Source organism: Streptomyces nigrescens, from assembly GCF_027626975.1.
GTDB classification, from domain to species: domain Bacteria; phylum Actinomycetota; class Actinomycetes; order Streptomycetales; family Streptomycetaceae; genus Streptomyces; species Streptomyces nigrescens.
The window spans coordinates 5,158,298-5,172,912 of record NZ_CP114203.1 but is presented as its reverse complement, the minus strand read 5'-3'; the positions used below and the strand labels follow the sequence as shown (position 1 = coordinate 5,172,912).

At 71.4% G+C, this 14,615-nt stretch carries 7 protein-coding genes and 1 rRNA gene; 3 read left to right on the top strand and 5 right to left on the bottom strand.

Annotation, left to right across the window (positions count from 1 at the left end):
- Positions 1–5: 5 nt before the first annotated feature.
- Both STRNI_RS23105 and STRNI_RS23100 read right to left on the bottom strand, forming a co-directional pair.
- Positions 6–1,534, bottom strand: a 16S ribosomal RNA gene (locus tag STRNI_RS23105).
- A gap of 737 nt (positions 1,535–2,271) precedes the next feature.
- Positions 2,272–2,832, bottom strand: coding sequence for a MarR family winged helix-turn-helix transcriptional regulator (locus tag STRNI_RS23100; protein ID WP_018092694.1), 561 nt, complete (start codon positions 2,830–2,832; stop codon positions 2,272–2,274).
- 186 nt (positions 2,833–3,018) lie between these two features.
- Here STRNI_RS23100 and STRNI_RS23095 point away from each other — a divergent pair, with 186 nt between their 5' ends.
- Positions 3,019–4,317 carry an MFS transporter gene (locus STRNI_RS23095; protein WP_093646935.1) on the top strand — a complete coding sequence of 433 codons (1,299 nt, stop codon included), beginning with the start codon at positions 3,019–3,021 and terminating at the stop codon, positions 4,315–4,317.
- 97 nt (positions 4,318–4,414) lie between these two features.
- Here the strand turns inward: STRNI_RS23095 and STRNI_RS23090 are convergent, their stop codons facing one another.
- Positions 4,415–6,223 (bottom strand): ATP-binding SpoIIE family protein phosphatase, encoded by a 1,809-nt coding sequence (locus tag STRNI_RS23090; protein WP_277411937.1) that lies wholly within the window; start codon positions 6,221–6,223, stop codon positions 4,415–4,417.
- A 311-nt stretch (positions 6,224–6,534) separates the two neighbouring features.
- On the bottom strand, positions 6,535–7,914 hold the full coding sequence (locus tag STRNI_RS23085; protein WP_277413314.1) for an NAD(P)/FAD-dependent oxidoreductase: 1,380 nt from the start codon (positions 7,912–7,914) through the stop codon (positions 6,535–6,537).
- A 446-nt stretch (positions 7,915–8,360) separates the two neighbouring features.
- On the opposite strand from STRNI_RS23085, the gene STRNI_RS23080 reads away from it, so the two are divergent.
- Positions 8,361–9,236 carry a TetR/AcrR family transcriptional regulator gene (locus STRNI_RS23080; RefSeq protein WP_159487649.1) on the top strand — a complete coding sequence of 292 codons (876 nt, stop codon included), beginning with the start codon at positions 8,361–8,363 and terminating at the stop codon, positions 9,234–9,236.
- Between the two features lie 330 nt (positions 9,237–9,566).
- Complete coding sequence (locus STRNI_RS23075) at positions 9,567–11,588, top strand: sigma-70 family RNA polymerase sigma factor (protein WP_277411936.1); 2,022 nt, start codon at positions 9,567–9,569, stop codon at positions 11,586–11,588.
- 214 nt (positions 11,589–11,802) lie between these two features.
- Here the strand turns inward: STRNI_RS23075 and STRNI_RS23070 are convergent, their stop codons facing one another.
- The gene (locus STRNI_RS23070; protein ID WP_266438066.1) at positions 11,803–13,887 is read right to left on the bottom strand and encodes an asparagine synthase-related protein; all 2,085 of its coding nucleotides are present in this window, start codon (positions 13,885–13,887) and stop codon (positions 11,803–11,805) included.
- Positions 13,888–14,615 lie beyond the last annotated feature (728 nt).

Below are 14,615 nucleotides of genomic sequence, written 5' to 3'. Positions count from 1 at the left end.
CTTAGAAAGGAGGTGATCCAGCCGCACCTTCCGGTACGGCTACCTTGTTACGACTTCGTCCCAATCGCCAGTCCCACCTTCGACGATTCCCTCCCACAAGGGGTTGGGCCACCGGCTTCGGGTGTTACCGACTTTCGTGACGTGACGGGCGGTGTGTACAAGGCCCGGGAACGTATTCACCGCAGCAATGCTGATCTGCGATTACTAGCAACTCCGACTTCATGGGGTCGAGTTGCAGACCCCAATCCGAACTGAGACCGGCTTTTTGAGATTCGCTCCACCTCGCGGTATCGCAGCTCATTGTACCGGCCATTGTAGCACGTGTGCAGCCCAAGACATAAGGGGCATGATGACTTGACGTCGTCCCCACCTTCCTCCGAGTTGACCCCGGCAGTCTCCTGTGAGTCCCCATCACCCCGAAGGGCATGCTGGCAACACAGAACAAGGGTTGCGCTCGTTGCGGGACTTAACCCAACATCTCACGACACGAGCTGACGACAGCCATGCACCACCTGTACACCGACCACAAGGGGGACCCTGTCTCCAGGGTTTTCCGGTGTATGTCAAGCCTTGGTAAGGTTCTTCGCGTTGCGTCGAATTAAGCCACATGCTCCGCTGCTTGTGCGGGCCCCCGTCAATTCCTTTGAGTTTTAGCCTTGCGGCCGTACTCCCCAGGCGGGGAACTTAATGCGTTAGCTGCGGCACGGACGACGTGGAATGTCGCCCACACCTAGTTCCCAACGTTTACGGCGTGGACTACCAGGGTATCTAATCCTGTTCGCTCCCCACGCTTTCGCTCCTCAGCGTCAGTATCGGCCCAGAGATCCGCCTTCGCCACCGGTGTTCCTCCTGATATCTGCGCATTTCACCGCTACACCAGGAATTCCGATCTCCCCTACCGAACTCTAGCCTGCCCGTATCGAATGCAGACCCGGGGTTAAGCCCCGGGCTTTCACATCCGACGTGACAAGCCGCCTACGAGCTCTTTACGCCCAATAATTCCGGACAACGCTTGCGCCCTACGTATTACCGCGGCTGCTGGCACGTAGTTAGCCGGCGCTTCTTCTGCAGGTACCGTCACTCTCGCTTCTTCCCTGCTGAAAGAGGTTTACAACCCGAAGGCCGTCATCCCTCACGCGGCGTCGCTGCATCAGGCTTTCGCCCATTGTGCAATATTCCCCACTGCTGCCTCCCGTAGGAGTCTGGGCCGTGTCTCAGTCCCAGTGTGGCCGGTCGCCCTCTCAGGCCGGCTACCCGTCGTCGCCTTGGTAGGCCATCACCCCACCAACAAGCTGATAGGCCGCGGGCTCATCCTTCACCGCCGGAGCTTTCCACCACCAGACCATGCGGTCGGTGGTCGTATCCGGTATTAGACCCCGTTTCCAGGGCTTGTCCCAGAGTGAAGGGCAGATTGCCCACGTGTTACTCACCCGTTCGCCACTAATCCCCTCCCGAAGGAGGTTCATCGTTCGACTTGCATGTGTTAAGCACGCCGCCAGCGTTCGTCCTGAGCCAGGATCAAACTCTCCGTGAATGTTTACCCGTAATCGGGTCAACACACACGAGAGCGGAACGAGCGGGCGGAATGAGCCCTCTCGTTCACAGCGTCCTCGCTGTGTGTGCCACCCCGACCGCTTGGGCCGTGGTGGGCTTTTCAAAGGAACCTCATCCTCCGGAGTGTTTCCGGTGGACGGGGTATCAACATATCTGGCGTTGACTTTTGGCACGCTGTTGAGTTCTCAAGGAACGGACGCTTCCTTTGTGCCTGTTTCACCAGGCTCTCCGGGCGCTTCCCTTCGGTCTTGCGTTTCCGACTCTATCAGATCCTTGCGGGCCCGATTTTCGCCGGTGCGTTTCCACCTTTCGGCTTCTTCGCGTTTCCAACCGTACCAGATCCGTTTCCGTCTCTGGCCCCCTGTTGGAGCGGGGTCGGCCGCTTCGCTTTCGCTTTTCGGCCTTTCCGACTCTATCAGATCCGTTTCGGTCCGTTGCCGGTCCGAATTCGTTTCCGAATCCCCGTCGGAGGGGGTTCTGCCGGGGTGCGGCTATTCAGGCTGCCGCGCCTTTCGGCGTGATCACTACTTTAGCGGGATTCCTCGTTGACGCATAATCACGTCGCGGTCCGAATTCCGGCATGCCGAAATCGTTCCCGGTGAGGGGCCGTGCAGTAGTGGTGTGCCGCGAAGCGGCGGGATGGTCGTCGCAGAACCGTTCCGGCTCTGTGGCAACTCGGAGAACACTACGGACGGGGCAAGGCCGTGTCAACTCGCGTCAGTCAAGGTCGCTCAGACGCCCGTCGGCGTCCGGCTGGGCGTCCTCGACGCGGCGCAGCAGACGGGTCAGTACCTGGCCGAGGAGCTGGCGTTCCTCGCCGGAGAGGTCCTGGAGAAGGTCCTCCTCGAAGACCGAGGCCAGGCGCATCGCCTCGAGCCACTTCTCGCGGCCGTCGCGGGTCAGCTCGACGATGACGCGGACGCGGTTGGTCTCGTCGCGATCCCGGGTGACCAGCCCCTCGCTCGCCATGCGGTCGATGCGGTGGGTCATGGCGGCCGGCGTGAGGCCGAGGCGCTTGGCGAGTTCGCCGGGGCCCAATTGGTAGGGGGCTCCGGAGACGACGAGGGCCTTGAGGACCTCCCATTCGGCGTTGCTCAGGCCGAGCGTGGCGGTCTGTCGTCCGTAGGCGACGTTCATCCGTCGGTTGAGGCGCTGCAGTGCGGAGACGACCTGCTCCACCTGGGGGTCGAGGTCCTGGAATTCGCGCTGGTAGGCCGCGATCTGTTCCTCGAGGCTCGGCTCGGCAGCGTCGGCGGCCGCATCGGAGGGCTCAGGCATGCGGCGCAGTATGACATGGAAGTCATTGGCGTTGAAGTTCTTCGACGTGTACTCTTTAACTTCGAACTTTAGAGTTGAAGTCTTCAGGGTGAGACTGTCCGACCTCGGACCGGTCTCGCCCTGGCGTCTGTCTGGCTCCTTGGTTCTCCCCTTGTTCGTCTGACGACCTGACCTAGGTAGGTGAGTGTGACCACCGCGATGGGCGCCGCGTTGCGCCGGATCCAGCTCGGGAACGCGCTGAGTGCGTTCGGGAACGGCTTCACCGTTCCGTATCTGTACGTCTATGTGGCGAAGGTGCGGGATCTTGGTGCGAGCACGGCCGGTGTGGTGCTGGCGATGCTGGCGGTGGCCGCGCTCGTCGTCCTGCCGCTGACCGGTCGGGCGATCGACCGGCGCGGACCGCTGCCGGTGGCCATCGCCGGTACGGTCTCCGCCGCCGTCGGTGCGTTGGGGCTCGGGCTGTCCGCCACGGAGCCGCTGGTCATCGCGTCGGCCATCGCGCTCGGTGCCGGGATCGCGGTCATTCAGCCGGCGCTCGCCACGATGATCGTGTGGTGCTCGACGACGCTGACCAGGTCGCGGGCGTTCGCCACCCAGTTCTTCCTGAACAACCTGGGACTGGGTGTCGGTGGGCTGGTCGGCGGGCTGCTCGTCGACGAGTCGCACGCATCGAGCTTTGTGCGCCTGTTCGCCATCGAGGCCGTGATGTTCCTGGTGCTCGGCGCGGCGGTGGCGACCGTACGGCTGCCGCGGGCGCCGAAGGTCGAGGACGCGGTGCCGACCGAGGAGCGGGCCAAGGGTGCCTGGCGGGCGATGTTCGCCGACCGGCGGATGGTGTGGCTGTGTGTGCTGGGGTTCGTGCTGTTCTTCGCCTGCTACGGGCAGTTCGAGTCGGGGCTGGCGGCGTATGCCACCGAGGTCACCCGGATCGCGCCGTCGAGCCTGGGCATTGCGCTCGCGGCCAATACGGCGGCGATCGTGGCGGCGCAGTTCGTGGTGCTCAAGCTGGTCGAGCGGCGGCGCCGCAGCCGGGTGATGGCGCTGGTCGGCATGATCTGGACGGTGGCGTGGCTCGCCGCCGGGCTGTCGGGGCTGGTGCACGGCGCGCAGATGGTGGCGACGATGCTGCTGATCTCGACGTACGCGTTGTTCGGTATCGGTGAGTCGCTGCTGTCGCCGACGGTGGCTCCGTTGGTGGCCGATCTGGCGCCGGCCTCGCTGATCGGTCAGTACAACTCGGCGTTCGCCCTGGTCAAACAGCTGGCGCTGGCGGTTGGTCCGGCGGTGGGAGCGCTGATGGTGGGGCACGGGATGTACGCGGCGTACATAGGGATGCTGGTGGTCTGCGCGCTGGGGATCACCGGGTTGTCGTGGTGGCTGGGGCGGATGCTGCGGCCGGACCAGGACAATCCGCACCGTGCGGTGGCGGCGGTGCCCGCGGCGCGGGTGCCGGCCGAGTCGGCCGCGGTGCCCTGCGGGACCTGAGAGAACTGAGAGAACCGCGAGCACTGAGAGACCTGACGGTCGAGCACGGCCCCGGCGCCGGTCCCATCGGACCGGGGCCGGGGCCGTTGTCGTACGGCTATCCCCGTGGCAGCGCGAATTCGCACCAGACGGCCTTGCCGCCGCCCGGGGTGCGGCGGGAGCCCCAGGACGAGGCGATGGTGGCGACGATGGAGATGCCCCGGCCGGCCTCGTCGGCGGGCTCGGCGCGGCGGCGGCGCGGGAGGTGGTCGTCGCCGTCGGTGACCTCGACGATCAGACGGCGGTCCGTACGGCGCAGGCGCATCGGCGGGGTGCCGTGCTGGAGGGAGTTGGCGACCAGTTCGCTGGCCGCCAGGACGCCGAGGTCGTGCAGCTCGGGCGAGAAGCGCCAGGAGGCGAGGACGCCGGAGGCGAAGGCGCGGGCGCGCGGGGCCGCTTCGGTGCCGCCGTGGAGTTCGAGGGCGGCGTTGTGGAACAGCTCGGCGTCATGGCCGGTGCGGGCGGGGTGCTGGAGGACGAGGATGGCGACGTCGTCGTCGTGGGTGGCCGTGATGCCCAGGGAACGCAACAGGCGGTCGCAGACGATGTCGGGGGCGCCGGCCGCACCGGCGAAGGCGCGCTCCAGGGCCTCGACACCGTGGTCGATGTCCTTGTCGCGGCGCTCGACGAGGCCGTCCGTGTAGAGGACGGCGCTGCTGCCGGGACCCAGCGGGACGGACCCCGAGGTGTGCAGCCAGCCGCCGGTCCCCAGGGGCGGGCCGGTCGGTTCGGCGGCGCGGTGGACCGTGCCGTCGGGGTCGCGGACGAGGATGGGCAGATGGCCGGCCGAGGCGTAGACCAGGCGGCCCTCGTTCGGGTCGTGGACGGCGTAGACGCAGGTGGCGATCTGGCTGGCGTCGATCTCGGCGGCCAGGCCGTCCAGGAGCTGCAGGACCTCGTGGGGCGGGAGGTCGAGGCGGGCGTAGGCGCGGACCGCGGTGCGCAGCTGGCCCATGACGGCGGCGGCGCGCACCCCGCGGCCCATGACATCGCCGATGACCAGGGCCGTGCGGCCGGCGCCGAGGGTGATGACGTCGTACCAGTCGCCGCCGACCGCGGCGTCCGTGCCGCCGGGCTGGTAGGTGGCGGCGACGCAGAGGTCGTCGGGCTGCTCCAGTTCCTGGGGCAGGAGGGAGCGCTGGAGGGTGACCGCGGCCTCGCGCTGGCGCGCTTCGCTGGCCCGCAGCCGCTCGGCGGACTCGATCTGGTCGGTGACCTCGGCGCCGAAGACCAGGACGCCCTTGTGCGGGGCGACGCAGGCGACCTCGGGGTCGGGGGCCGGGCCGCTCGCCGCGACCTCGATCGGGGTGCAGGTGAAGGTGTAGTAGCCGTCGCGGGTGCGGTCGCCGGCGCCGCCGGGGACCTTGCGGGACTTGACCGTACGTGGTTTGCCGCTGCGCAGGACCTGGTCCATCAGGGGGAGCAGGCCGAGTGCGTCGAGCTCGGGCAGGGCTTCGCGGGCGGTGTGGCCGGCCGGGCGCGGGCCGAAGACGGAGGCGTAGGCGCCGTTGACGTAGGCGAGGCGGTGCTCGGGGCCGTAGACGACGGCGACCAGGGCGGGGATGGTGCCCAGGATGTCGTGGACGGAGAGGGCGTCGACGGTGGGCGGCAGGGTCGCGGGGGTGCGGTCCTGGGCGGGGGCCGGGTCGGTGTGCTCGGCGCGGGCCGCGGGGACGGAGCCGGTGGTGGCGGCCGTCGGGGCGGACGGGACGCCGTCCGCCACCGCGGGCACGTCGGACGGCGCCGGGGCCGCGGTGGGCGGGACGGCCGGCGTGCCGGATGCGGGGCGGGGTGCGGCGCGGTCGGACCGCGCGGCGGCGCGCCGCTGTGTGCCGGGGAGTTTGGCGCTCCAGCGCGTGAAGATCACGGAGGGGTACCTCTTACTTCGCGTCGTCGCGCGGGATCGGGCCGTCGGCATAGCGGGATCTCCCGGCCGGGGGCCGGGGGACGGTCAGCTGGGGACACTCTCGGCGCCCCTTTGCGGAATGCAGCAAACGTCCAGAATCCTCGTGATTGTCACTCTTTGCAGATACGAGCCCACCCATGGTCACACGTCCAGTGTGGCCGACCGGACGGACATCCGTCAGACGCCGGGGTGCCGCTGTGGAGTTCCGCGCTCCGGAACATCCGGCCGTCCCAGGGCTGACGGCACCTCAACACTCGTGGGGGTACGGCGCGTCAACTGGCTTCGTTGTGCCGTCCGGTTCCCGCGGCGAGTTCGAACTCGGCGCGCGGGTTCTCCAGCGAGCCGAGCGAGACGATCTCGCGTTTGAACAGGCCGGCGAGGGTCCATTCGGCGAGCACCCGCGCCTTGCGGTTGAAGGTCGGCACCCGGCTGAGGTGGTAGGCGCGGTGCATGAACCACGCCGGGTAGCCCTTCAGCTTGCGCCCGTAGACATGCGCGACGCCCTTGTGCAGGCCGAGCGAGGCCACCGAACCGGCGTATGTGTGCGCGTAGTCCACGATCGGGCCGCCGCGCACCGCCGCCGCGATGTTCTCGGCGAGGACCTTGGACTGGCGGACGGCGTGCTGGGCATTGGGGGCGCACAGGACGCGGGGCGCGTCGGCCCCGGCGGGCGGCTCGGCCGTCAGGTCGGGGACCGCGGCCGCGTCCCCGGCGGACCAAGCGTGTTCGACACCGTCCACCTGGAGCGCGGGGGTGCACTTGAGGCGGCCGTGGCCGTTCAGCGGCAGTTTGGTTTTGGCCAGGATGGGATGCGGTTTGACGCCCGCGGTCCACACCAGGGTCCGGGTCGGGAAGCGGGAGCCGTCGCTGAGCTGGGCGACATGCTTCTCACAGGACTCCAGCCGGGTCTCCAGCCGTACGTCGATATTGCGGGCCCGCAGCTCCCGTACGGCGTAGCCGCCCATGTCCGGGCCCACTTCGGGCAGGATCCGGTTCGTGGCCTCGACCAGGATCCACTTCATGTCCTCGGGCTTGATGTTGTGGTAGTAGCGGACGGCGTAGCGGGCCATGTCCTCCAGTTCGGCCAGTGCCTCCACGCCCGCGTAGCCGCCGCCGACGAAGACGAAGGTCAGCGCGGCGTCGCGGATCGCGGGATCGCGGGTGGAGGAGGCGATGTCGAGCTGTCCGAGGACGTGGTTGCGCAGTCCGATGGCCTCCTCGACCGTCTTGAAGCCGATGCCGACGTCGGCCAGACCCGGGACGGGCAGGGTGCGCGAGACCGAGCCCGGGGCGAGGACCAGTTCGTCGTACGCCACCTCCATGGCGCCGTTGCCGGTCTCCTCCGCGGCCAGGGTGGTGAGGGTCGCCCTGCGGGCGTCGTGGTCGATGTCGGTGACCTCGCCGATGACGACCTTGCACTGCGGCAGCACCCGGCGCAGCGGTACGACGACATGGCGCGGGGAGATCGAGCCGGCCGCGGCCTCGGGCAGGAACGGCTGGTACGTCATGTACGGCTCGGGGTCGACCACGATGACCTCGACGGTGCCCTGCCGGAGTTCCTGCTTGAGCTTCCGTTGCAATCGCAGGGCGGTATACATCCCCACGTAGCCACCGCCGACAACGAGAATGCGCGTCACGTCTTTCGAAGACACAGTCTTCACAGAGGTTCTCCTCGCGGTGTCGACCAGGCCCGGGGCGGCACCGATCCGAAAGCCGGCCGGCCGCGCGGCCCGCTTCGGGAGCTGCACCCCCGGGAAAGCACAGCACTGTTCCATGACGCACCCCCGGAGCGCCTTTGTCCACAGCCCCGTCGAAATGTATGACCGGGCGCGGCCCTGGGGACGGAACGACGCATTCCGGCTGTCCGGGGCGAGGTGCGCTGGTCAGGGGGCGGGCGGCGAAGGAAGAGCGGGGGCGTAATCGGGGCGGATCAGACGCCTTGGGCCGATCGGGGGGCGCATTGTGCGGAACGCCCCCTTCATTCTTGACCCGAGCTCAACTATGTTCGTATCTCGTTGGGGTGCACCCTCTCGTCGGTACGCCCTGACTGTCAGGGCGGGGAGTCTCCGGGGGGAGACGTCATTACCGGGGGATCACTATGCACATTCAGGGCTCTCAATGGCCGACCACTGTCGCTGTGGCACATGCCCACGACGGCGCCGGGAGCAGTAGCGAGAACAGCAGACCCCACAGCAACGGCACCGCGGTGACCAACGGTGCCGGTACGGGGACGGGCGGCCGCAGCACACCACTGCGGGTGGACGCCCAGCGCAATCTGGAGCACGTACTGCGCGCCGCACGCGAGGTGTTCGGCGAGCTGGGGTACGGCGCGCCCATGGAGGACGTGGCGCGGCGGGCCCGCGTCGGGGTCGGCACGGTCTACCGCCGGTTCCCGAGCAAGGACGTACTGGTCCGCCGGATAGCCGAGGAGGAGACCTCACGGCTGACGGACCAGGCGCGTACGGCACTGGGCCAGGAGGACGACCCGTGGTCGGCGCTGTCCCGCTTTCTGCGGACGTCGGTCGCCTCGGGTGCCGGACGGCTGCTGCCGCCGGGCATCCTGCGGGTGAACGCGGACGCCGACCGGTCCGCGGGGCCGACGGCGGACGGCGCGGAAGGGCCGCGGGTGCCGGACGGCCTGAGCGAGGCACGGGTGCCGCAGCAGCGCACGGCACCCGCCGCGGACGGGGCGGCCGCCGATTTCCGGCCGGCCGAACGGCGCGACACCCAGGAGGCCGCGCCGGCCTCCGCCGAGGAGGCGACCGGAGCCGACGCGCTGCTGGACGTCGTGGGGCGGCTCGTGGAGCGCGCCAAGACGGCCGGTGAGCTGCGCGCCGATGTGACGGTTTCGGACATCCTTTTAGTGATCGCCACGGGAGCGCCCACGCTGCCCGATCCCGGTCAGCAGCAGGCCGCGTCCGCGCGGCTGCTGGAAATTCTGCTGGAGGGGCTGCGCTCGCGCCCGGCCCGGTGAGGTCCGGCGGCCGGCTCCGTCCGGGTGGACCCGAGCGCCGGGTCCACGGGGCGGGGCCGGGCCGCGGGACGGTGCCGTCCGCGGACCGGGGAGCACCCTGTCCGCGTGCCGGGGAGCGCGTCCGGATGTCGCACACAACACGGCCCGTACGAGGGCCGCGCACGGTGTGGGCCGTCTGTGCAGCATGGCCCGTACGGGTGAACGCCCGTGCGGTCGTCCGCGTGTGCACCCCGGATGAGTGGATGGCCGTCAGGAGCCTCAACCGCCGGGGCCCGGTGTGGCACGCTTGCGCGGTATTCCGTTGGGACAGCGGCTTCGGGAGCCTCGGCGATGGGTGTTGACGGGCGGGACGAGCGGCGCGACGGTGCGGCCGGGGCGGGCGAGCACGAGGGGGCGCGGTCCGGGCAGGTCCCCGGCCAGGGCGGGCCGTTGGGGGAGACTCCCCCGGCCGGCGGGCCAAAGGGGCCGCACGATCGCGCCGATGTCCCGGAGGGCGCGGGGCACAGTGTGCCGCCGCAGCGGGAGCCCTCCCGCGGCGCGGGCCCGGCCGCCGGCCCCGAGGACGGTGAACTCCCGCCGTCCGACGCCCAGTTGCTCTCCGATCTGCGGGCCGGCGACGACAGTGCGTACGAGGAGATGTACCGCAGGCACGCCGCGGCGGTCCGGCGCTACGCACGGAGCTGCTGCCGGGACGTGCACACCGCGGAGGATCTGACCGGCGAGGTCTTCGCCCGCACGCTTCAGGCGGTGCGCGGCGGGGCGGGCCCGGAATCCGCGGTGCGTGCCTATCTGCTGACGACCGTCCGCCGGGTGGCCGCCTCCTGGGCGCAGACCGCGCGGCGGGAGCAACTGGTCGAGGACTTCGCGGTGTTCGCGGTGGCCTCGGCCGATGTGCCGGTCGACGACGCCACCCTGGACCTGGGCGCGGATGTGCGCGCCATGCAGGAGGCCGAGCGGTCGATGGCCGTGCGGGCGTTCCGCAGCCTGCCGGAGCGGTATCAGACGGTGCTGTGGCACACCACGGTCGAGGACGAGTCGCCGAGCGAGGTCGCCCCGCTGCTCGGGCTGACCGCGAACGCCACCGCCGTATTGGCGCACCGCGCCCGCGAGGGCCTCAAGCAGGCGTATCTGCAGGCCCATGTCAGCCAGTCGCTGACCGCCGGCGGCGACTGCGCCCGGTACGCCGACCGGCTCGGCGCCTATGCCCGCGGCGGGCTGCGGATGCGGGCCGAACGGGGGCTGCGCAAGCACCTGGACGCCTGCCCCCGGTGCCGGCTGGCCGCGCTGGAGGTCGCGGACGTCAATCAGCGGATCGGTGCGCTGCTGCCGGTCGCGTTCCTCGGCTGGCTCGCCGCCGGGTACGCCGTCAAGACCGCGGTGGCGGGCGCGGCGGGGGTGGCGGGGGTGGCGGCCGGTGCGGCCGCGGCTGCCGGGAGCGGCGGGTCCGGGGCGACGGGAGGTGCCGGTGGTGCCGCCGTGGGCAAGGGGCTGGGCGGCACGGTCAAGGCCGGGATCGGGATCGGGGCGGCGGTGGTGGCGGGCGCGGCGCTCTCGCTGGCGCTGACCGCCTCCCCGGAGCCGGCGCCGGAAGCGCGGGCCCAGTCCCCGCGGCCGGCCCCGTCCGCACCGCAGCAGCCGGCGCCCGGAGCGTCGCATCCCGTACTGCCGCCGGCGGGCGGCGCCGCCCCCGCCCCGAAGCCGGACCCGGCACACAAGCCCGACCCGACACACAAGCCGGACCCGGAGCACAAGCCGGGCACCGCGCCGAAGCCCACGCCGACGGCGGCCCCGCAGGAGCCGACGCCCGCCCCGAAGCCGCCCTCGACCCCGGCGCCGCCCCACCGGCCCACACCGTCCGAGCCGACACCGCCCCGGCCCACGCCGCCCGAGCCCACCCCGACACCGCCGCTGCCCGCCCCGACCTCGTACCGGGTCAATGCGCTCGCCCACGACTTCATGGGGGACGGCAGCAGGCCGGAGGTCCGCACCCTGGGGAGCAGCTGGCTGTGGCAGCGGCAGGCACCGCAGATCGCCGGTACGAGGTATGCGCACGGCGTGAGCGTGCATGCGCGGTCGTCGGTGACCATCGACCTCAACCGCCGGTGCACCGCCTTTGACGCCATGGCGGGCGTCGATGACGTCAGTCCGGGACCGGGCGCGCTGCGGTTCTCCGTCTACGCGGACGGTGTGCCGCTGTGGCGGTCGCCGATGGTGCGCGGCGGGGAGCCGGCCGTACCCCTGCACGTCCCGCTGGCGGGCCGGAAGACCCTGCGGCTGGTGACCGATCCGGCGACGCCCTTCGGTGCGGCGGCACTGGCGGACTGGGCCCAGTCGACGATCACCTGTCGCTGAGGCGTCAACGGCCTCTGGATCGCCTGTGGCGGAGGCGTCAACGGCCTCTGGGGCATTTACCGCTGAGGTGCCAACGGCCTCCGGGGCACCTACCGCTGAGGCGTCAACGGCCCCTGTTTTCCCGCCCGCTCAGGGGTGGCCGCGCCACACGCCAGGGTGCGAGGTCCCGGCGGTGGGTCTCCGGCCTGCTGAGCTTCACGTCCAAAGACCCGGCTCACCCCAGCCGCGCCCGGGGGACCACTCCCCCCGCGACCGCCTTCTGACGCGGCGCCCCGGCCCCCGTCCAGCACGACCCCCGCCGCGCCACCAGCCGTCGCAACCACACTTCCGTGGAGACGAGTTCGGCCAGCCCGTCCAGCGGCAGTGCCGCGCCCTCGGCCGCCGAGCGCAGTGCCTTGCGGACCACCCGCGCCTCCACCAGCCCCGCATCGGCCAGCAGCGGGGTGTCGAAGAGCCGCACCAGGTCACCGATGGCGCCGCGCAGCCCGGCGCGTACCGAAGCCGCGTGGGTGAGCTGCGAGGTGGCGCCCCATCCGGGCGGCAGATCCCGGACCCCGGCCCCGGCCAGTACGGAGCGCAGCACCGCGGCCCGTGCCCCGGGCTGCACCCGCAGGGTGTCCGGCAGGGCGCGGCAGGCGAGCACCACCTGGTTGTCGAGGAACGGGGCGTGCAGCCGCTGGTTGCGGACCTCGGCGGCCTGCTCGAAGACGCGGTGGTCGGCGGCCTGACGGGCCAGTGCGGCACGGGCGCGCCGCTCGCCGGGGCGGCCCACCGCGGGCGAGCGGTGCACCGCGTCGCTGAGCCGAACCGATACTTCAGCCAGTGCCTCCCCCGTGAGCCAGCGCGCCGCCGGCCCCGGCCGGCACCAGGCGAGCGCGGCCAGTGAGGCGTCCACGGCCCCGCCGGCCACCGGCTCGTCGGCGAACTGCCGCTCCAGGAGGCGGCGCGCCGTATCGGCGATCCCTGCCGAGTAGGGCATACGGGCGAGCCTGCGGGCCGCGCGGTAGACGGTGAAGGGCACGAGGACGGACTGCGCGGAGGCGCCGTCCGCCTTGGCCAGCGCGGTGACCGGGCGCAGCAGATGGCGTCGGCGGCGGTCCATGAGGAGGTCGGCGAGCCGCGCCGGGTGGGCGTCGAGGACCTGGCGGGCACCGTGCCCGACGAAGTGGTCCGCGCTGCCGGCCAGCAGCCGTCGGCGGTGGCGGCCCGCGGTGGTGAGGGAGGGGCCGGGCTCGTCCGTGAGCGGGCCGCTTTCCAGGTCCGCATACGGGAGGGCCTCTTCGCCGGCCGCGACGACGACATGGTGCAGCCGCGGGTTGTCGGCGATGGTGCGGGCGCGCTCCAACTCGGCGTCGTGGGAGGCCTGGCCGCCATGGGTGGCGCGGTCGTTGAAGGTGACGGCCAGGAGGCGTTCGCCGTGGCCGTTGAGCCTTCCTGGCCGGCCGGGAAGACCGGCGGCCAGCAGGGCGAGGGTTCCGGAGGCGCTGCCTCCGGAGAGGTCGGCGCCGACGCCGGGAGCCGGTGCGCCGCGCGCCGCGCGCCGCTCGGCGGGTCCCATACCGGGCACCGGGCCGGGGTCGAGGCCGTCGAGCCCCTCCGGATCGGGGGCGTGCCGGATCCCGGCCAGCCGCGCACGGACGGCTTCGACCAGGGCGTCGCGGACGCCGTCCACGGCTTGTTCCGGGGCGAGTTGGGGCGCGGCGACGGCGAGCGAGGCGGTCGGCTCGAAGGAGGTGATGTCGCCGGCGCCGCCGCGCAGCACCAGGGCGTGGCCGGGCGGGATCCGGTGGACGCCTTCGTACGGTGTGCCGGCGCCGAGCGCCTCGGGGAGGTCCGGGCAGGCCAGCAGCGCGGCAAGGTGACCGATGTCGAGACCGGCTTCGACGAGGTCGGCGAGCGGGAGGGCGGCGGTGGCGTAGGCGGTGCCGCCGGCCCACGGGGTGTGGAAGACGGGGCGGGCGCCGGCCAGGTCGCCGGTGACGGTGATCCGCCGTCCTACCTGGACGACGGCGGTGTAGCTGCCGGGCCAGGCCGTGAGATGTCGCAGTGCGCCCCCGCGCGCCGCGAACAGGCCCACCTTCAGCTGGTCGTCGGTGGCTCCGCAGACGCCGAAGACCGCGAGCCGGGTCTCGGGGTCGGCCTGGACGACACGTACCTCGTCCGGCCGCCAGTCGCCGACCGCCCAGAGGGGGTCCGGGCCGCCCCAGAGGAGCTGGGCGCCCACGGGGAGGACCGTGTGGCGCTCGTCGCCGGCCGCCGGCCCCGTGGCGGCACTGCTCCACCCCACCAACCAGCGCATCGCCGCCTCCACCCGATTCCCCGTGCGCCGGGGCCAACGGCCGCCCGGTACAGCGGATCGCCCGGCCCCGACCGAGCTGTTGTGCGGACCATGCTGCCATGACAGTGGCGCGGGAGAGGCGCTGGAGCGGGCCTGTATACGGGCAGTTCGCGGGCGGGCGGCCACCCGGGGCCGCCGGCGGGCCCACAGGGCCTCACGCGCTCACCGTGCGACGGGCCGTGAGCGGCGGAGCGGACGCGGCGGGATTGCCGGCGGGACGGCCGCGCGAGCCGGCCCTGCGGCACACCTCACGCCGGGCGCGTGCACTCCGCCGCATGGACCCCGGAAGGCCCCCCGTGTGGCCCCCGAGGCAGCTGGGCGGGTGCGGCGGCGCGAAATCATCACCCGTCGATTTTCGGCCAAAGTCCGTTCCAGATAGCCCAGTTGACGCCATCAGGCGTGGTGTCAACCGGCGACTCGACCGGCCGGCGTCCGGTCGGCGTCCGGTCCGTGCGACGGTCCGGGAGGCGGGCTGCGCCCCCCGGACCGGACCGTCACCCGCGGGGAAATGAGGTGACGGTATCCCCCAGCCCACTGGATCCAGTGCAGCGGGCCGACCCACGCAGAAGACATGCAAGCGCTCCCGAAAGCGGGCGGCCAGCGCGCACGGACGGGCGCACGGGCACACGTACCCGGAGCACATGCCAATTCCCGCACCCCTGTTTGAACATGAATCTCGCCATCCGGGA